16 protein-coding genes are annotated in these 16,767 nt (G+C 72.2%); 8 read left to right on the top strand and 8 right to left on the bottom strand.

Annotated elements, in window-relative coordinates; all coding sequences use genetic code 11:
* Positions 1 to 33 precede the first annotated feature (33 nt).
* Together alc and allB are read right to left on the bottom strand one after the other, a co-directional pair.
* The gene (gene alc, locus ABZ725_RS19380) at positions 34 to 1,149 is read right to left on the bottom strand and encodes an allantoicase (protein ID WP_358803848.1); all 1,116 of its coding nucleotides are present in this window, start codon (positions 1,147 to 1,149) and stop codon (positions 34 to 36) included.
* A 67-nt stretch (positions 1,150 to 1,216) separates the two neighbouring features.
* On the bottom strand, positions 1,217 to 2,560 hold the full coding sequence (gene allB / locus ABZ725_RS19375; protein WP_358803847.1) for an allantoinase AllB: 1,344 nt from the start codon (positions 2,558 to 2,560) through the stop codon (positions 1,217 to 1,219).
* Positions 2,561 to 2,812: 252 nt separating this feature from the next.
* Here allB and ABZ725_RS19370 point away from each other — a divergent pair, with 252 nt between their 5' ends.
* On the top strand, positions 2,813 to 3,610 hold the full coding sequence (locus tag ABZ725_RS19370; RefSeq protein ID WP_351905417.1) for an IclR family transcriptional regulator: 798 nt from the start codon (positions 2,813 to 2,815) through the stop codon (positions 3,608 to 3,610).
* A gap of 256 nt (positions 3,611 to 3,866) precedes the next feature.
* Here the strand turns inward: ABZ725_RS19370 and ABZ725_RS19365 are convergent, their stop codons facing one another.
* On the bottom strand, positions 3,867 to 4,154 hold the full coding sequence (locus ABZ725_RS19365; RefSeq protein ID WP_351905421.1) for a DUF5955 family protein: 288 nt from the start codon (positions 4,152 to 4,154) through the stop codon (positions 3,867 to 3,869).
* 210 nt (positions 4,155 to 4,364) lie between these two features.
* Here ABZ725_RS19365 and ABZ725_RS19360 point away from each other — a divergent pair, with 210 nt between their 5' ends.
* Both ABZ725_RS19360 and aceB read left to right on the top strand, forming a co-directional pair.
* On the top strand, positions 4,365 to 5,042 hold the full coding sequence (locus ABZ725_RS19360; protein WP_358803846.1) for a nucleotidyltransferase family protein: 678 nt from the start codon (positions 4,365 to 4,367) through the stop codon (positions 5,040 to 5,042).
* A 104-nt stretch (positions 5,043 to 5,146) separates the two neighbouring features.
* Positions 5,147 to 6,772: a malate synthase A gene (aceB, locus tag ABZ725_RS19355; RefSeq protein WP_358803845.1), complete on the top strand. Its 1,626-nt coding sequence runs from the start codon at positions 5,147 to 5,149 to the stop codon at positions 6,770 to 6,772.
* Positions 6,773 to 6,803: 31 nt separating this feature from the next.
* On the opposite strand, the gene ABZ725_RS19350 is transcribed toward aceB, so the two are convergent.
* The 3 genes from ABZ725_RS19350 to ABZ725_RS19340 are packed head-to-tail and all read right to left on the bottom strand — an operon-like array spanning position 6,804 to position 9,531.
* The gene (locus ABZ725_RS19350; RefSeq protein WP_351905429.1) at positions 6,804 to 7,097 is read right to left on the bottom strand and encodes a SelT/SelW/SelH family protein; all 294 of its coding nucleotides are present in this window, start codon (positions 7,095 to 7,097) and stop codon (positions 6,804 to 6,806) included.
* Complete coding sequence (locus tag ABZ725_RS19345) at positions 7,094 to 8,008, bottom strand: HipA family kinase (RefSeq protein ID WP_358803844.1); 915 nt, start codon at positions 8,006 to 8,008, stop codon at positions 7,094 to 7,096. The genes ABZ725_RS19350 and ABZ725_RS19345 overlap by 4 nt, the downstream gene beginning before the upstream one ends.
* A gap of 20 nt (positions 8,009 to 8,028) precedes the next feature.
* Positions 8,029 to 9,531 carry an IucA/IucC family protein gene (locus ABZ725_RS19340; protein WP_358803843.1) on the bottom strand — a complete coding sequence of 501 codons (1,503 nt, stop codon included), beginning with the start codon at positions 9,529 to 9,531 and terminating at the stop codon, positions 8,029 to 8,031.
* Between the two features lie 110 nt (positions 9,532 to 9,641).
* Here ABZ725_RS19340 and ABZ725_RS19335 point away from each other — a divergent pair, with 110 nt between their 5' ends.
* From ABZ725_RS19335 to ABZ725_RS19325, 3 genes are all read left to right on the top strand, one after another.
* The gene (locus tag ABZ725_RS19335; protein WP_358803842.1) at positions 9,642 to 11,168 is read left to right on the top strand and encodes an IucA/IucC family protein; all 1,527 of its coding nucleotides are present in this window, start codon (positions 9,642 to 9,644) and stop codon (positions 11,166 to 11,168) included.
* Positions 11,169 to 11,235: 67 nt separating this feature from the next.
* Positions 11,236 to 12,498 (top strand): VWA domain-containing protein, encoded by a 1,263-nt coding sequence (locus ABZ725_RS19330; protein WP_358803841.1) that lies wholly within the window; start codon positions 11,236 to 11,238, stop codon positions 12,496 to 12,498.
* Positions 12,498 to 13,328, top strand: a complete 831-nt coding sequence (locus ABZ725_RS19325) for a hypothetical protein (RefSeq protein WP_351905443.1) — start codon at positions 12,498 to 12,500, stop codon at positions 13,326 to 13,328. The genes ABZ725_RS19330 and ABZ725_RS19325 overlap by 1 nt, the downstream gene beginning before the upstream one ends.
* A 137-nt stretch (positions 13,329 to 13,465) precedes the next feature.
* Here ABZ725_RS19325 and ABZ725_RS19320 read toward each other — a convergent pair whose 3' ends face one another.
* A complete protein-coding gene (locus tag ABZ725_RS19320; protein ID WP_358803840.1) occupies positions 13,466 to 14,092 on the bottom strand; it encodes a winged helix-turn-helix transcriptional regulator in 627 nt (208 codons plus the stop codon).
* A gap of 87 nt (positions 14,093 to 14,179) precedes the next feature.
* Here ABZ725_RS19320 and ABZ725_RS19315 point away from each other — a divergent pair, with 87 nt between their 5' ends.
* Both ABZ725_RS19315 and ABZ725_RS19310 read left to right on the top strand, forming a co-directional pair.
* Positions 14,180 to 15,388: a pyridoxal phosphate-dependent aminotransferase gene (locus ABZ725_RS19315; RefSeq protein ID WP_358803839.1), complete on the top strand. Its 1,209-nt coding sequence runs from the start codon at positions 14,180 to 14,182 to the stop codon at positions 15,386 to 15,388.
* Between the two features lie 94 nt (positions 15,389 to 15,482).
* Positions 15,483 to 16,067 (top strand): histidine phosphatase family protein, encoded by a 585-nt coding sequence (locus tag ABZ725_RS19310; RefSeq protein ID WP_358803838.1) that lies wholly within the window; start codon positions 15,483 to 15,485, stop codon positions 16,065 to 16,067.
* Between the two features lie 9 nt (positions 16,068 to 16,076).
* Here ABZ725_RS19310 and ABZ725_RS19305 read toward each other — a convergent pair whose 3' ends face one another.
* On the bottom strand, positions 16,077 to 16,766 hold the full coding sequence (locus ABZ725_RS19305) for a hypothetical protein (RefSeq protein ID WP_358803837.1): 690 nt from the start codon (positions 16,764 to 16,766) through the stop codon (positions 16,077 to 16,079).
* Position 16,767: the final 1 nt, after the last annotated feature.

The raw sequence follows: 16,767 nt of genomic DNA, 5'->3' as shown, positions 1-16,767 counted from the left end.
CCCGACGGGGTGTTCACGGCGGCGCGGGCCGGATCAGCCGCCCAGCTCCTGGTGGCGGGCGGTCAGGGCCGCGACGCCCGCTTCCGTGAGGGAGCCGAACAGGCGCAGGCGGGAGATGCCGCCGTCGGGGTAGATGTCCACGCGCGCGTGCGTGCCGACGGCCGGGGTCGGCAGGACGAAGCGGTGGTTGGTGTCGGGCTGGAGGCGGGTGCGCGGCAGGATCTCCGTCCACTCGCCGCTCTCGCCGTCCTTGACCGACACCGAGGCCCAGCCGGCGCTGTTGCCCTTCAGGTACGCGGTGTCGATCTCCAGCGCGCGGATCTGCGCCTGGGCGACCAGCCGGTAGCGGATCCAGTCGTTGCCGGTGTCACGGCGGCGGCGGGTCTCCCAGCCGTCGTCCATCTTGCGGGAGCGGCCCGGCTGGATGGTGTTGGACGCCGGGGAGTAGAAGAGGTTCGACGCGTCCTCGGCCCGGCCGCCGTTCTCCAGGGCGACGACGTCGAAGGCGCCGAGCACGGACAGCCACTCCGGGTCCGGGACGACCTCGCCGTACACGCGCAGGCGCGCGATGCCGCCGTCGGGGTGCTGGTTGACCCGCAGGTGGGTGAAGCGCTGCTCCACCGACACGGAGAAACCGTTCGCGGCGTGGCCGCCGACCGGCGTGCGCGGGACGAGCGTCGTCCACTTCACGTCGTCGCCGAGGAGTTCCTCGGGGGACGGCGAGCCCGGCGCCGACGTGCCCTCGACGGACACGGCCTGCGGGTAGTTGCCGCGGAAGTGGGCCGTGTCGACGACGATGCCCCGGATCACGCCGGGCGCGCCGAGCCGGATCAGCGCCCAGTCGTGGTCCTCGGCGGTCGGCCACGGGTGGTCGGCGGAGGCGCCCCGGCGGCGACGCGTCTCCCAGCCGTCCATGATCTTGCCCTTGTGCCCGAAGCGCTCCGGGTCGAACTCGGCGGGGTGCGGCAGCAGCAGGTTCTCGCGCTGCGCGAAGAACTCGTCGTTGGCGGCGACGACCGCCGCGCCGAGCTGCCGGTCGGCGAGGTTGGCGTGGTGCGTGAAGGGGAAGTCGGCGGTGCGGTGGTCCGCGTACGGGTCGCCGCCGCCGTAGGGGTTCGCGTCGCCGGTGAAGCTCTGTATCGCCGTCACGGTGATCAGGTCTGCCTTTCGGTAGTCGGCCGGTGCGGGTGCCGGTGCGGTGCGGGTGCGGGGTGGGTCAGGGGGTGCGGGTGAGGAGTCGCCCCTTCGGTTCGGTGAACTCGCCGTCCGCGACGATGCGTTCGCCGCGCAGCCAGGTCGACTTCACGACGCCGTACAGGGTCTTGCCGGCGTAGGCCGTGACGCGGTTGCGGTGCTGGAGGGCGGCCGGATCGACGGTGAAGGTCTCGTCGGGGGCGAGGACGGCGAAGTCGGCGTCGCGGCCTGCTTCGATCGCGCCCTTCTGCGACAGACCCACCAGCGCGGCCGTCCGGGCCGACATCCACCGCACGACGTCCTCCAGGCCGTGACCGCGTCTGCGCGCCTCGGTCCACACCGCCGCCAGGCTGAGCTGAAGCCCCGAGATGCCGCCCCACGCGGTCGCGAAGTCGTCCGTCTTCAGGTCGGCCGTGGACGGCGAGTGGTCGGTGACGACGCAGTCCACGGTGCCGTCCGCCAGCGCCTGCCACAGCAGGTCCTGGTTGGCGGACTCACGGATGGGCGGGCAGCACTTGAACTCGCTGGCGCCGTCCGGGACTTCCTCGGCGGTGAGGGTCAGGTAGTGCGGGCACGTCTCGACCGTGATGCGGACGCCCTCCGCCTTGGCGGCGGCGATCAGCGGCAGCGCGTCGCTCGACGAGAGGTGCAGCACGTGCACGCGCGCGTGCAGGCGCTTCGCCTGGGCGATGAGGCCCGCGATGGCGGTGTCCTCGGCGTCGCGCGGGCGACTGGCGAGGAAGTCGGCGTACTTGGGGCCGCCCGTCTGCGGGGCCGCCTCCAGGTGGCGGGGGTCCTCGGCGTGCACGATCAGCAGGCCGTCGAACCCGGCGATCTCGGCGAGGGACCGGGCCAGGCCGTCCCTGTCGAGGTGCGGGAACTCGTCCACGCCCGACGGGGAGAGGAACGCCTTGAAGCCGAAGACGCCGGTGTCGTGCAGCGGCCGCAGGTCCTTGACGTTGTCGGGCAGGGCGCCGCCCCAGAAGCCGACGTCGATGTGCGCCTTGTCGGCGGCGACCTCCCGCTTGACGCGGAGGTTGTCGACCGTCGTGGTGGGCGGCAGGGAGTTCAGGGGCATGTCGACGAGGGTGGTGATGCCGCCGGCCGCCGCCGCGCGGGTGGCGGTCCAGAAGCCCTCCCAGTGCGTGCGGCCGGGGTCGTTGACATGCACGTGGGTGTCGACCAGCCCGGGCAGCAGGACGTCGTCGCCGAAGTCCTCCAGGCGGGCGCCCTCGGGCAGGGGGGCGTCGTGGGGCAGGACGGCCGTGATCGTGCCGCGGGCGACCGCGACCGCCGCGGGACGCGTCCCTTCGGGAGTGATGACCCGCGTCGAGCGCAGCACCAGGTCAGCTTCAGCGTCGGACACCCGGACCCCTCTCTGTTCAACATTCCGTTGAAGGAGTCTTCACTCCCGCCTCCACACCGTCAAGGGCACACTTCCCCGCAGAGCGCCCACCTCCGGCACTCTGGACGTTTCCACAAAGCGGAATTAGTATTCCGACAAGCAGAACGTAGCTAGGCACAAGCGAGGAGTCAACCGACCGCCGGGTAGGCTTCAGCCCCTCCCGCCAGTTTCGAACCGTCAGATTCGTACCGCCAGTTTCGAGAGGAACGCGCCGTGCCGACGTCCAGCGCCAGCACCACCGACTCCGCCAAGTCCGCCGGCGGAGGGGTCCAGTCCCTCGAGCGCGCCTTCGATCTGCTCGAGCGGATGGCGGACGCGGGCGGCGAGGTGGGTTTGAGCGAGCTGTCCGCGAGCAGCGGGCTGCCGCTGCCCACCATCCACCGCCTGATGCGCACCCTGGTGGCCTGCGGTTACGTCCGCCAGCAGACCAACCGCCGCTATGCGCTCGGCCCGCGGCTGATCCGGCTCGGCGAGTCCGCCTCCCGGCTGCTGGGCACCTGGGCCCGCCCCTACCTGGCCCGGCTGGTCGAGGAGACCGGCGAGACGGCGAACATGGCGCTGCTCGACGGCGACGAGATCGTGTACGTGGCGCAGGTGCCGTCCAAGCACTCGATGCGGATGTTCACCGAGGTCGGCCGCCGGGTCCTGCCGCACTCCACGGGCGTCGGCAAGGCCCTGCTCGCGGGTTTCCCGGACGCCGAGGTGCGCGCCCTGCTCGGCCGCACCGGCATGCCCGCCGCCACCGAGAAGACGATCACCACGGCCGACGGCTTCCTCGCCGCGCTCGCCGAGGTGCGGCGCGCCGGGTACGCGGTCGACGACAACGAGCAGGAGATCGGCGTCCGCTGTCTGGCGGTGTCGGTGCCCGACTCCCCCACCGCGGCGGCCATCTCCATCTCCGGCCCGGCGGGCCGTGTCACGGAGTCGGCCACGGAGCGGATCGTGCCCGTGCTCCAGCAGGTGGCGGTGGAGCTGTCGGAGGCGCTGACCAGCTCGGGACCGACGGTGTAGGGCGGTGCACGGGTGGCCCGGAGGCTGCCCGAGAGCGGCGTGGACAGGCAGCGGTCAGCCTGGCCCGCGACTCCTTCAGGTCCTTCGCCGCCCGGCAGGACGTCGAAATCGATGCGCGCCCGGCAGGCCTCACCCGAGTTCGCCGCGCGGCTCGCCGCCTGCCGAACCCTGTGCGACGACATGCGCAGCGGCGCCTACGAGCCGGCCTGCGACATCCGAGCCCACGTCGGCCACCGCCCGGCACCGCCCCCACGACTCAGCGGCGCGGTGGCTCGCCGAACAGCTCCACCGCGCTGCGCACGTCCGACAGTCCGCGGGACAGGGCGCTCATGGAGCCGATCGCCCCGGCGATCAGCAACAGCGACCGGCGTAACCGGGGAATCTCCGGGATCCCGTGCGCGGCCATCGCGGCGAGCGCGGCGAGTTCGTCCTCGGCGACGACCCGGTCCGGGAACTCGGCCGGGTGCGCGGCGAGTTCGCGGCGCAGCCGGGACACCGCGGCCCGCAGTTCCGCCACCCTCGGATCCTCGTCGCTGCCGGTCACTGCCCTCTGCGCCCTCTGCCCCAAGCTTCGCAACACGGCTCCCCCCTGGCACCAACCCGCGCGCGTGCGAGTACGCGCGCGTGTTCCCACCCCGCGCCCCCATGGCGCTGGTCGAGCACCGAAGGACGCGCGGGTCAGTTAACGCCACCCGATGCCGGATCCGCCACTGCGCGGACGGAAATTCAGTCCCTGGTCGGGTATGCAGGACGCATGACGCAATACGAGGACCGGGCCGCCGTCGCCGCCGAGGACCCCGAGAACGCCGAAGGCCCGGTCGTCGGCCTGCTCCTCGCGGCGGGCGGGGGCCGGCGGCTCGGCGGGCGGCCCAAGGCGCTGCTCGAACACCGGGGGCGGCCGCTCGTGGAACACGCGGTGGGGGTGCTGCGGGCGGCGGGCTGCACGCGCGTGTACGTGGTGCTGGGGGCCGGAGCCGACGCGGTACGGGAGCGGGCGCGGCTGGCGGGGTGCGTGGTCGTGGAGAACGCGGAGTGGGAGCAGGGCATGGGCGCCTCGCTGCGCGTCGGCCTCGGCTCGCTCGCCGGGTCGGGGGCGCGGGCCGCGCTGGTCTCGCTCGTCGACCAGCCGGGCATCGGGCCGCGGGCCGTGGCCCGGGTGCTCGCCGCGTTCGAGGACGAGCACTCGCTCGCGGCGGCGGCCTACGACGGTCTGCGCGGCCATCCCGTGCTGTTCGGGTCGGCCCACTGGGCGGGCGTGGCGGCGAGCGCGAGCGGGGACCGGGGTGCGCGCGCCTACCTCAAGGAGCACGCGGCGACCGTCACGCTCGTGGAGTGCGGGGACGTGTCCGAGCCGTACGACATCGACACCCCCGAGGATCTCGGCCGCCTCACCGGTCCCACCGGGCCCCATGGCCCCACCGCGGGCCCGTAGGAATCTTGACGTCAACAAACCATTGAACTTCCACGATGAGGAAACTAGTATCCATTGATCAGAAGGGCACCCGGTGCCACGCACGCTGAAGGAAGTGACCGCTCATGTCCGCACCAGCGCCGTCCCCGCTGGCCATCGTCGACGCCGAGCCCCTGCCGCGGCAGGAGGAGGTCCTCACCGAGGCGGCGCTCGCCTTCGTGGCCGAGCTGCACCGGCGGTTCACACCGCGCCGTGACGAGCTCCTCGCCCTCCGGGCGCAGCGCCGCGCCGAGATCGCCCGCACCTCCACGCTCGACTTCCTCCCGGAGACCGCCGCGATCCGCGCGGACGACTCCTGGAGGGTGGCCCCCTCCCCCGCGGCCCTGGACGACCGCCGGGTCGAGATCACCGGCCCGACCGACCGCAAGATGACGATCAACGCCCTCAACTCGGGCGCCAAGGTCTGGCTCGCGGACTTCGAGGACGCCTCGGCGCCGACCTGGGAGAACGTCGTCCTCGGGCAGCTCAACCTGGCCGACGCCTACACCCGGAACATCGACTTCACCGACCCGAGGTCCGGGAAGTCGTACGCGCTGAAGGACGCCGGCGAGCTCGCCACGGTCGTCATGCGCCCGCGCGGCTGGCACCTGAACGAGCGTCACCTGGTCGCCCCCGACGGCACCCAGGTCCCCGGCGCGCTCGTCGACTTCGGCCTGTACTTCTTCCACAACGCGCAGCGCCTGCTCGACCTCGGCAAGGGCCCGTACTTCTACCTCCCGAAGACGGAGTCGCACCTGGAGGCCCGTCTCTGGAACGAGGTCTTCGTCTTCGCGCAGGACCACGTCGGCATCCCGCAGGGCACGGTCCGCGCCACCGTGCTCATCGAGACGATCACGGCCGCGTACGAGATGGAGGAGATCCTCTACGAACTGCGCGACCACGCCTCGGGGTTGAACGCGGGCCGCTGGGACTACCTGTTCTCCATCGTCAAGAACTTCCGTGACGGCGGCGCCAGGTTCGTTCTCCCGGACCGCAACGCCGTGACGATGACCGCCCCGTTCATGCGGGCGTACACCGAACTCCTCGTCCGCACCTGCCACAAGCGCGGCGCGCACGCCGTCGGCGGCATGGCGGCCTTCATCCCCTCCCGCCGGGACGCGGACGTCAACAAGGTCGCCTTCGAGAAGGTGCGCGCGGACAAGGACCGTGAGGCGGGCGACGGCTTCGACGGCTCCTGGGTCGCCCACCCCGACCTGGTCCCGATCGCCATGGAGTCCTTCGACAAGGTCCTCGGCGACAAGCCGAACCAGAAGGACCGGCTGCGCGAGGACGTCCACGTCGAGGCGGCCGACCTGATCGCCGTCGACTCGCTGAAGGCCGTGCCGACGTACCCGGGTCTGGTCAACGCCGTCCAGGTCGGCATCCGTTACATCGAGGCCTGGCTGCGCGGTCTGGGCGCGGTCGCCATCTTCAACCTCATGGAGGACGCGGCCACCGCCGAGATCTCCCGTTCGCAGATCTGGCAGTGGATCAACGCGGGCGTCGAGTTCGAGAACGGCGAGAAGGCCACGCCCGAGCTGGCCCGCAAGGTCGCCGCCGAGGAACTGGCCGCGATCCGCGCGGAGATCGGCGAGGAGGCCTTCGCGTCCGGCCACTGGCAGCAGGCCCACGACCTGCTGCTGACGGTCTCCCTCGACGAGGACTACGCGGACTTCCTCACCCTGCCCGCGTACGAGCAGCTCAAGGGCTGAGACTCAGGGGCTGAGGCTCAAGAGCCGAGGCTCAAGGGCTGACGTCGTCCTGCGCAGGCTTGTCCGAGTGGCCCAGGGACTTTCCCGGGGCCACTCGGTCGCGTACGAGCCTCTTCACCGCCGTCGGCTCCGGGAAGCCCTGCTCTCGGCGGTCCCAGACCACCTCGTCGTTCACCCGGACGACGAAGACGCCTCCGGTGCCGGGCTTGAGCGACAGCTCGGTCAGCTCGGTCTCGAAGGTGGTGAGCAGCTCCTGCGCCAGCCAGGCCGCGCGGGGCAGCCAACGGCACTGGGTGCAGTACTCGATCTGCACGATCCGGGTCATCCGAGATGCACCGACCAATCCTGTTCCGCGGCCGGTTTGCCGTGCAGGTCGGGGACCTGCTTCAGCCATTTCGGCCGGCCCTGCTGTGTCCTCGCCGCCCTGAGGGCCTCCTCGGCGGCGAGTTCCTCCCGGGTGGGGAAGTCGGTGGGCAGCCAGGCCGCGGAGGCGCACACGCGCGCGTGGAGGTACGCCACGTACGCCTCTCGGAGGACGTCCGGCGCGCCGAACCCGTCCTCGTCCGTCAGCCAGGCGTCCGGCACCTCCGCCACGATCGCGCGCAGCAGCTCCTCGGTCACCCTGGGGGCCAGCTCGGCGTCGGCGGCCCGGACGTCCGGGGCGTAGTGGCCGAGGGCGTGATGGCGGAAGTCGTACGCCTTCTCGGGGTCGGCGCCGTCCCAGCGGTGGTGGAAGACGAGGGCCGCGCCGTGGTCGATGAGCCACAGCCGCGGGGGCGCGATCCCCAGGGTGGGCCAGATCATCAGGTTGGAGCTGTGGACCGTGCGGTCGACGTTGACGGTCAGGGCGTCGAGCCAGACGATCCGGCCGGCCTCCAGCGGGTCCACGGGGAAGGACTTCGCGATCTCCGGGGTGAAGTCCTGCGCGCCCGGCAGGTGGTCCATGCCGAGGTTGAGGCCCGCGCTGGCGCCGTGGAGTTCCCGCACCTCCTGGTGGGGCTCGCCGTCGGCGATCGCCGGGTCGAAGTGCACCAGGACCAGCTCGGGGAAGCGCAGCCCGAGGGCGCGCGCCAGCTCGCCGACGATCACCTCGGCGACCAGCGCCTTGCGGCCCTGCGCGGAGCCGGTGAACTTCACGACGTAGGTGCCCAGGTCGTCGGCCTCGACGACTCCGGGGACGGAGCCGCCGGACCTCAGCGGGTTCACGTATCGAACAGCAGTCACATCGCGCAGCACATCGGCCAGCGTAGTTCAGATCATGTGCCGACCAGCGGGTTCGGCAGCGGCAGGTAGCGGGCGTCGGCGCCGTCCGCGCCCGTCCAGCGCAGCAGCAGGTTGGTCTTGCCGGGCAGGGTGGGCGCGGTGAGCAGGGCGACGGCCTCGGGGAGGTCGTGGCGGGCCAGTTCACGGCGTACGGCGGGCCAGGGGTCGAGGCCGGGGCACCGCTCGGCGAGAGCCGCTGCGACCTCGCACAGATGGTTCACGACCAGGCAGTACACCAGCCGCTCCCAGCCGGCCGCCCGCTCCACGTCCGCGAGCAGTTTCACGCCCTCGGCGTCCCGGAACAGGGCCTGCACGGGGGTGCCCTCGGCGTCGACGGCGACCAGCGTGTTCTGCAGATGCGCCTCCAGGACGACGCCGTGGTCGGCGAAGGCAGCCAGCGCCGGCGGGACGACGACGGCCAGGTACGCCTCCCACCAGGCCGCCGGGTCCGGCGCGGCGGCCAGCGGGCTGCCCTCGAAGCCCTCCACCAGGCCCGCGGCGAGCAGCGGGGTCGCACCGGGCAGCAGACGGCCGTCGAGACCGTCGCGGACCAGGACGGCGAGTTCCTCGAAGGCGAAGTCGGCGGTGCGGTAGCCGCGGTCGCTCAGCCAGGCCGCCGGGCCGTCGATCGCCTCGAAGGCGCGGGCCGCCGCCGCGTCGGTGCGGCGCAGTCCCAGCAGGTCATGCCGCCACAGCCGGCGGATGTCGTTGGTGATGCGGACGTCGAGGCTGAACTTCAGGCACAGGTCCCGCTCGGGTGCGTACAGCGTGCGCACGGCGGCCGTGGGCCAGGCGTCGAAGTCGGTCGTCCCGAGCCGGACCAGACGGCCGTCGGCGAAGGCCTGGGTGAGGTCCACGAGGTCGAGCTGCCAGGGGTGGGCGGGCAGCAGCCGGTAGCCGGGCGGGGCCGTGCCGAGGGCGTCCAGCGCGGAGGTGTCGCCCTCCTCGACGACCGTGTCCTCGCGCACGCCCAGCACGACGAGCGGGAAGCGGGCGTACGCCTCCGGGGCGTAGGGCAGCCAGCCGGCCTGCGGGCCGCCGCCGCGCGCCTTGGGGGCGGGGTGGTGGGGGTGGCCGGTGATCAGGCACTGCTCGGAGCGCAGATAGGGGTCGGCGGGCGGGGTGGCACACGCGCGTGCGGTGAGCAGCGCGGCCACCGCGTCCCTGCTGTCGATCATCTCGGTGGGCAGCTCGTGGTTGGACGCTCCGGTGTGCCGGCGCAGTTCCTCGGCGACCAGTTTGACGAGCTCCTCGTGGCCGATCCGGCGCCAGGCGCCCGCCGCCTCCACCTCGGGCTCGGCCGGCCGCCGGGCGCCGCGCACGCGCAGCAGACGGCCGCTGCCGGGCAGCCGGTACACGAGCCGCCCGTCGGCTCCGGGCCGTCGGGGCAGCTCTTCGCCGATCTCGCGGAGCAGGCAGTTGAGCAGCGGCGCGGCCGCGTAGGCGTCGGCCTCGGCGTCGGCCTCGGCCTCGGCGGGCGGGGGGATGAGGTCCACGTGATCCACTGGTTCCCTGGTTCCCTACGGTTCTTCTGAGCGGAGACGATCAGTATCGCCGTCGTCACGGCCCCTCCGTGACGTCGTACCCGTACCCCAGGAGCCCACCCGTGCACCGTCCCTCAAGCGCCGAGTCCGAGCTGGCCGAAGAACTGGCCACCGTACGCCCCGCTCTCGGTCCCCGGTTCGCGGCCGCGTTGCCGGGGGCCAGGGCCGCCGTGCTGACCCGGCTGTGGCGGGCCCTCGTCCATGAACCGCTGCCCTGGATCGCGCACCGGGCGGAACCCGAGGGCGAGAGCCTGCTCACACTGAGCGACGGTCGCCGTCTGCACGGCCCGCGCGCGGACCCGTACGCGACCGCCTCCTATGTGACGGAGGTTCGGCTGGACGGTGTGGCGTACGACGATCCGGCACGGTTGATGACGGAGCTGGCGGTGCCGCACGGCGCGGATCTCGCCGTCGAACTCGGCCACAGCGTCGCCTCGTTGGCGCTGTCGCGGGCCGGGCAGGACCCCCACGCATCCTCGCTGAAGGACCCGCGGGAATGGCCGGCGCACGACTGGGAGTGGGAGCAGCGGGTCGTCGACGGGCATCCGTACCACCCCAGCTGCCGTTCGCGGCCCGGCTTCACGGTGGCCGAGCAGTTGGCCTACGGGCCCGAGCACCGGCCGTCGGTGCGGCTGGGTCTGCTGCCGGTGCCGGCCGACGAGTGCCTCGTGTCGGGCGAGTGGCCGCCGCAGCTGCGGGACGGGGCGCGGCTGGTGATTCCGGTGCATCCGTGGCAGGCGGCGCACGTGCTCAAGCGCTCCTGCGAGGAGGGGGCCACGGCGCATCCGCTGATGTCGCTGCGCACGCTTGCCCTCGCCGACGGTCCGCATGTCAAGACGGCGTTGAGCACCCGGCTGACGTCCTCGGTGCGGGACATCTCGATCGGTTCCATCGTCGCGTCCGCGGCCCTGTCGGAGTTCGCGGAGACGTTGACGCCGCGCGCCTACGGCCTGCTGCACATGACCCGGACCCTGGGCGCGGCGACGGCCGACTCCCCCGATCTGGCGGCCGTGTTGCGCGAGTCGCCCGCCGTCCACGGCGCACCGGGCGAGCGGGTCGTCCCGGTGGCCGCCCTCGCCGGCACCGAACTGCCCGGCTCCCCGGCCTGGTTGGCGCAGTTCGCGCGTCTGGCGCTCACCGTCGGGCTGCGACTGCTGGAGCTGGGCGTGGCGTTGGAGGCGCACGGGCAGAACCTGCTGGTGGTGCTGTCGGCGTCGGGCGCCCCGCTGCGGCTGGTCTACCGCGACCTGGCCGACATCCGCGTCAGCCCGGCCCGGCTGGCCCGGCACGGCATCCCGCTCCCCGACGGCCTGCCCGCCCGGATCCGCACGGACGACGTCACGACGCTGCGGCGCAAGCTGTTCGGCTCCCTGGTGGCGGGCGCGCTCGCCGGGACGGCCGGCAGCCGTACGGCCCTGCGAGCGGCCCTGGAGACGGCCCTGCGGGACGTCCCGCCCACCCCGGACCTCGGGGCGCTGCGCGAGCAGCCGCTGCCCACCAAGGCGCTGACGCTGATGCGGCTGTCGCCGGGGGCGCCCGGGGACCAGTGGGCGCTGCTGCCCAACCCGCTGGGCGGGGACGCGGGCTGACCTTCGTTCTGTACGCGGGCTGACCTTCGTTTTGTGGCGAGACGCCTCTGATCAATAGGATCCGCCGATGATCAGAACACAACGGCTGGCGGCGGGCGTATGCGCCCTGCTCGCCGCGCTGACGGCCGGGATCGCGTTCCCGGCCGGGGCGATGGCCGACGAGACCACCGCCACCGCGCCCAAGGTCAATTTGGTCCTCGACGTCAGCGGTTCGATGCGGACCAAGGACATGGACGGCGGGACGCGGATGGCCGCGGCCAAGCAGGCGTTCAACGAGGTGCTCGACGCGACCCCGGAGAACGTCCTGCTCGGCATCCGCACCCTGGGGGCCAACTACCCGGGCGACGACCAGAAGACGGGCTGCAAGGACACCGCGCAGCTCTATCCGGTCGGCCCGCTGGACCGGACCGAGGCGAAGACGGCCGTGGCGACCCTGGCGCCGACCGGCTGGACGCCGATCGGTCCCGCCCTGCTGAAGGCCGCCGACGACCTCGAAGGCGGCACCGGCTCCAAGCGGATCGTGCTGATCAGCGACGGCGAGGACACCTGCGCTCCGCTCGACCCGTGCGAGGTGGCCCGTGAGATCGCGGCCAAGGGCATCGGCCTGACCATCGACACCCTCGGCCTGGTGCCCAACGTCAAGATGCGCCAGCAGCTCAGCTGCATCGCCGAGGCGACCGGCGGCACCTACACGTCGGTCGAGCACACCGACGAACTCACCGACCGCGTCAACCAGTTGGTCGACCGCGCCGCCGACCCCGTGGTGACTCCGGTCGCCACCGAGGGCGCGGCCTCCTGCGCCGCGGCGCCCACGCTGAAGTCCGGTCTGTACACCGACCGCGAGGAGTTCGGCCAGGAGCGCTGGTACAAGGTCGCCGTCGAGCCGGGCCAGGAACTGCGGGCCTCGGTCAGCGTGTCGGCGGACCGGGCCATGAACCCCGACTACGGGGTGCTGCTGCGGGCGGTCACCGTGCACGGCCGCGAGATCGTGCGCGGCGAGGCGGCCGGCAACGGCCGTACCGACGTCATCTCGACCGGTCTGCGCTACCCGAAGGCGGAGGACGACGACGATGACGCTCCCGCCGAGACGGTGTGCGTCCAGGTGACCAACTCCTACTCGGCGGCCGCCGGTGTGAAGACCACGCCGGGCATGCCGCTGGAACTGACCGTGGACGTGGTCGACGGCCCCTCCCAGGCGAGCGACGTGGCCTCCTTCGGCCTCGGCCGCGGCTGGTGGCTGCTCGGCGTCCTGGTACTGGCCGGCTTCCTCGCGGGTGTGCTGTGGGGCTGGGTGTCGCGCCTGCGGATCGCGGTCTGGAGGACCAACTAATGCGTATCACACGTGTGTTGAGCGGCGCGTTGCTCGCGCTGGGACTGGCGGTCGGACCGGGGGCGGTCGCACCGGCCGCGGCCGACTCCACCCCGTCCGCGAGCCCGTCCGGCGACGGCGACGGCTCCGCGCCCACCGAGGCGGGCACGTCGTTCCGTACGGCGACCGAGATCGACCAGGGCCAGACGGCCACGGCGAACGGCTCCGCGGGCGACTACCTGTACTGGTCGTTCCCGGCGGACTCGGGGCAGCGCCCCACCGTCAAGGCGACGGTGAAGCTGCCTCAGACCCACACCGCGCAGACCTGGCAGGTCGACGTGTACGACGGTCTGCGGCGCCGTCAGGCCTGCCAGTACGGCGCCCAGACGCGCACCGCCGGGGCGCAGGCGGCCTCCGTCGAACTGGCCTGTGTGCTGCGCACGGTCCGCGCCTGGTCGGAGCCGTGGGCGGACGACCCGCTGCCGGGCACGTACTACGTCCGGCTGACGGTCCTCGACCTGAAGGCGTCCGACCTGGGGCTCCCGGTCGGCGCCGAACTGCGGGTGGACTCCAAGGACATCGGGGGCTCCGCGGCCGTCGACGGTTCGCTGGCGCAGCCGCTGGTTCCGGGCATCGCGGTCACGTCCCAGGCGGAGGAGTCCGAGGACGACTCGTCGGCCTCGGCCGTGCTGTCGAGCATCGAGCCGGACGACGGCTGGGCGTCCGGCTGGTGGTCCGACCGCTGGGTGTGGACCTCTCTCGGCGCGGCGCTGGCCGCACTGGCGGGCATCGGCGGCTACACGCTGACGCGCGGCACAGGGCGCCCGAGGCACGTGCCACCGGGCGCGTGACGCCGCATCGGCTGCATCAGCCGATGCATGAGCCGACGCATGAGCCGCGCATTGCCTGATGTTCCGTCAGAAGGCCTACCAGGACACACTGGTGGGCCTTCTGCCATGCCGTCATGCCGTCATGCCGTCACGCTGTCTCACGCCTCGCGCAGCGCCTTGGCCAGTGCACTGTCACCGCTCACGTCGATCCGCCCGGCACGCACCGCGTCGAGGACGCTCAACTCCCCCTGGGCGACGCCCATACAGGTGTCCACGTCGAGGACGAGCCGCGCGTCGGGCTCGGCGGGCGCGGGTCCGTCGCCGTACACGGGAACGCCTTCCGCTCCGACGTAGAGATGGAACTCCCCTTCGTCCAGGCGGACTTCGACGAGCCCCTCGCCCTCCAGCCCACGCAACAGGGGCAGCGCGAACCAGTGCGCACGGACGGCGTCGGTGGGGCGCCGCTCGCCGAGCTCGGCTTCGCCCCACTTGCCCAGCGCCTGGAGCACCGGCAGCAACTCCCGTCCCCGCGCGGTGAGTTCGTACACATAGGCCGCACCGGGCGGAGGCAGCCGGCGCCGGGTGGCCAGCCCGTCCCGTTCCATGTCCTTCAGCCGCGAGGCGAGCACGTCCGTGCTCACCCCCGGCAGGTCGGCGTGCAGGTCCGTGTAGCGGCGCGGGCCGGCGAGCAGCTCCCGGACGATCAGCAGGGTCCAGCGGTCGCCGACGGTGTCGAGTGCGCGGGCGGCGGAACAGTACTGGTCGTAGCTTCGGCGAGGTGACATGGCACGCAGTCTAGACATGTCGTTGGACTTTCCAAGCTGGAACTTGGTAAAACCAAGCAACACAACGAACCGGAGGGGCGAGCGCGCATGGAGTTCCGGCAGTCGAACAAGCTGAGCGAGGTCTGTTACGAGATCCGCGGCCCGGTGATCGAGCACGCCAACGCACTGGAGGCGGCGGGCCACAGCGTCCTGCGCCTGAACACCGGCAACCCCGCGGCGTTCGGCTTCGAGGCGCCGGAGGAGATCCTCCAGGACATGATCCGGATGCTTCCGCAGGCGCACGGTTACACGGACTCACGCGGCGTCCTCTCGGCCCGCCGTGCCGTGGCCCAGCGCTACCAGGAGCGGGGCCTGGAGGTGGGCGTGGACGACGTCTTCCTCGGCAACGGCGTGTCGGAGCTGGTGTCGATGGCCGTCCAGGCGCTGATCGAGGACGGCGACGAGATCCTGATCCCGGCCCCGGACTTCCCCCTGTGGACGGCGGTCACCACGCTCGCCGGGGGCAAGGCGGTCCACTACCTCTGCGACGAACAGGCCGACTGGTATCCGGACCTGGCCGACATGGCGTCGAAGATCACGGACCGTACGAAAGCGGTTGTGATCATCAATCCGAACAACCCGACCGGCGCGGTGTACCCCAAGGAGATCATCGAGGGCATCCTCGACCTCGCCCGCCGGCACGGTCTGATGGTCTTCGCCGACGAGATCTACGACCAGATCCTGTACGACGACGCCGTCCACCACTCGGCCGCCGCGCTCGCCCCCGACCTGGTCGTCCTGACCTTCTGCGGTCTGTCGAAGACGTACCGGGTCGCGGGTTTCCGCTCGGGCTGGCTGGTAGTGACCGGTCCCAAGCAGCACGCCAAGGACTACCTGGAGGGCCTCACCATGCTGGCCTCCATGCGCCTGTGCGCGAACGCGCCCGCGCAGTACGCCATCCAGGCCGCGCTGGGCGGCCGCCAGTCCATCCACGAGCTGACCGTGCCGGGCGGCAGGCTGTACGACCAGCGCGAGGTGGCCTGGGCGAAGCTCAACGAGATCCCGGGCGTTTCCTGCGTGAAGCCCAAGGGCGCGCTGTACGCGTTCCCGCGCATCGACCCCAAGGTGCACCCGATCCACGACGACGAGAAGTTCGTCCTGGACCTGTTGTTGCAGGAGAAGATCCAGGTCGTCCAGGGCACCGGCTTCAACTGGCCCACCCCCGACCACTTCCGCATCCTCACCCTCCCGCACGCGGAGGACCTGGAGACCGCGATCGGCCGGATCGGACGGTTCCTCAGCGGGTACCGGCAGTAGTCACCGGCCGTGGTCACCGACCGTAGCCATCGGTGGTCACCTGTGGTCACCGCAGCGCAGGAACGGTCGGCTCTCCTGTCGTACGCTGAAAAACGTGGGCGATCTTCTCCTCGTCCGGCACGGTGAGACCGAGTGGTCGCTGTCCGGACGGCACACCGGCTGGACGGACCTCCCGCTGACCGAGAACGGGCGCAAGGAAGCCGAACAGCTCGCGCCGCTGATCCGGGGGCTCCGGGTCGGCGCCGCGTTCGTCAGTCCGCTGCGGCGGGCGCGGGAGACCGCCGAGCTCATCGGGCTGCACCGACCGCGCGTCGAAGACGATCTGCGCGAGTGGGACTACGGCGCGTACGAGGGCGTCACGACCGCCGAGATCCAGCGGACGCACCCCGGCTGGTTCCTGTTCGACGACGGGGTCGCGCCGGGGCCGCCGGAGCATCCCGGGGAGACGCCCGAGCAGGTCGGGGCGCGGGCCGACCGGATCCTGGCCGAGATCGACACCGACGCCGACGTGGTGCTCGTGGCGCACGGACACGTCCTGCGGGTGCTGACCGCCCGGTACCTCGGGCTGGCCCCCTCGGCGGGGGCCCACTTCCGGCTCGCGACGGGCACGCTGAGCCGGCTGGGCACGGAGCACGGGCGGCCGGTGATCGCCGAGTGGAACGTCGGAGCCGGGGCGTAGCCTCGCGTCCTACTCGGGGCTGTGGAGCGGACGCCCGGCCTTGACGCGGCGCTTCACCTCACGGAAGTCCCGGATGCCGTCCACGCAGGTGACCCTGCGACCGTCCTCGTCCTCGTCGTCGTACACGCGCAGCAGGTCGCGGTCGAGGTGGTCCAGAAGCCGCGGATCGTCCATCTCGAGCCCGACGGGCTGCTGCGCGATCTCCAGGCGCGGCCGGCCGATCACCGCGGCGGCCGTCAGCGCGCCGCCGACGGTGAAGTGATGCTCCTCGCCGTAGAAGAGGCCGGTGTGCACATCCCCGCCGATGTACGCGGCGCAGTCGTTGTAGTCGCCGATCAGCCGGTCGGCGCGGAGCTCTCCGTGGACCTCCAGCCAGCCGGCGGTCACCACGTCGCGGGCCCTCATGTCCCCCGTGACCAGCAGATACGACTCGGGGTCGTCGTAGTCGGCGTAGCCGCCGTCGACCACCAGGTCACCGAGCACGACGAGCAGGTAGGCGCGCTCCCGGTGCAGGTCGAGGTCGCCGTGGACGTGCAGGTCGCCGTCGGCCAGCCAGACGTCGGCCTCGTAGTCCTCGATCTCGTCGAGTCCGGCGGTCACGTGCTTGATCTTGTGGCCGTCCCGGAACCGGCCGACGGCGGCGAGGACTTCGGACCGGGGGACCTGGCGCTGCTTGAAACTGCGGGCGTTGGCAATCACA

Source organism: Streptomyces sp. NPDC006872 (genome assembly GCF_040635845.1).
Classification (GTDB): domain Bacteria; phylum Actinomycetota; class Actinomycetes; order Streptomycetales; family Streptomycetaceae; genus Streptomyces.
The sequence above is the reverse complement of the archived record's forward strand: the minus strand, read 5'-3'. Positions and strand labels throughout refer to the sequence as shown.

Coding starts and splice junctions, on each gene's coding strand:
- ABZ725_RS19360 (WP_358803846.1), top strand. CDS start 4,365: ATGACGCAATACGAGGACCGGGCCGCCGTCGCCGCCGAGGACCCCGAG.
- aceB (WP_358803845.1), top strand. CDS start 5,147: ATGTCCGCACCAGCGCCGTCCCCGCTGGCCATCGTCGACGCCGAGCCC.
- ABZ725_RS19350 (WP_351905429.1), bottom strand. CDS start 7,097: ATGACCCGGATCGTGCAGATCGAGTACTGCACCCAGTGCCGTTGGCTG.
- ABZ725_RS19330 (WP_358803841.1), top strand. CDS start 11,236: ATGATCAGAACACAACGGCTGGCGGCGGGCGTATGCGCCCTGCTCGCC.
- ABZ725_RS19325 (WP_351905443.1), top strand. CDS start 12,498: ATGCGTATCACACGTGTGTTGAGCGGCGCGTTGCTCGCGCTGGGACTG.
- ABZ725_RS19320 (WP_358803840.1), bottom strand. CDS start 14,092: ATGTCACCTCGCCGAAGCTACGACCAGTACTGTTCCGCCGCCCGCGCA.
- ABZ725_RS19315 (WP_358803839.1), top strand. CDS start 14,180: ATGGAGTTCCGGCAGTCGAACAAGCTGAGCGAGGTCTGTTACGAGATC.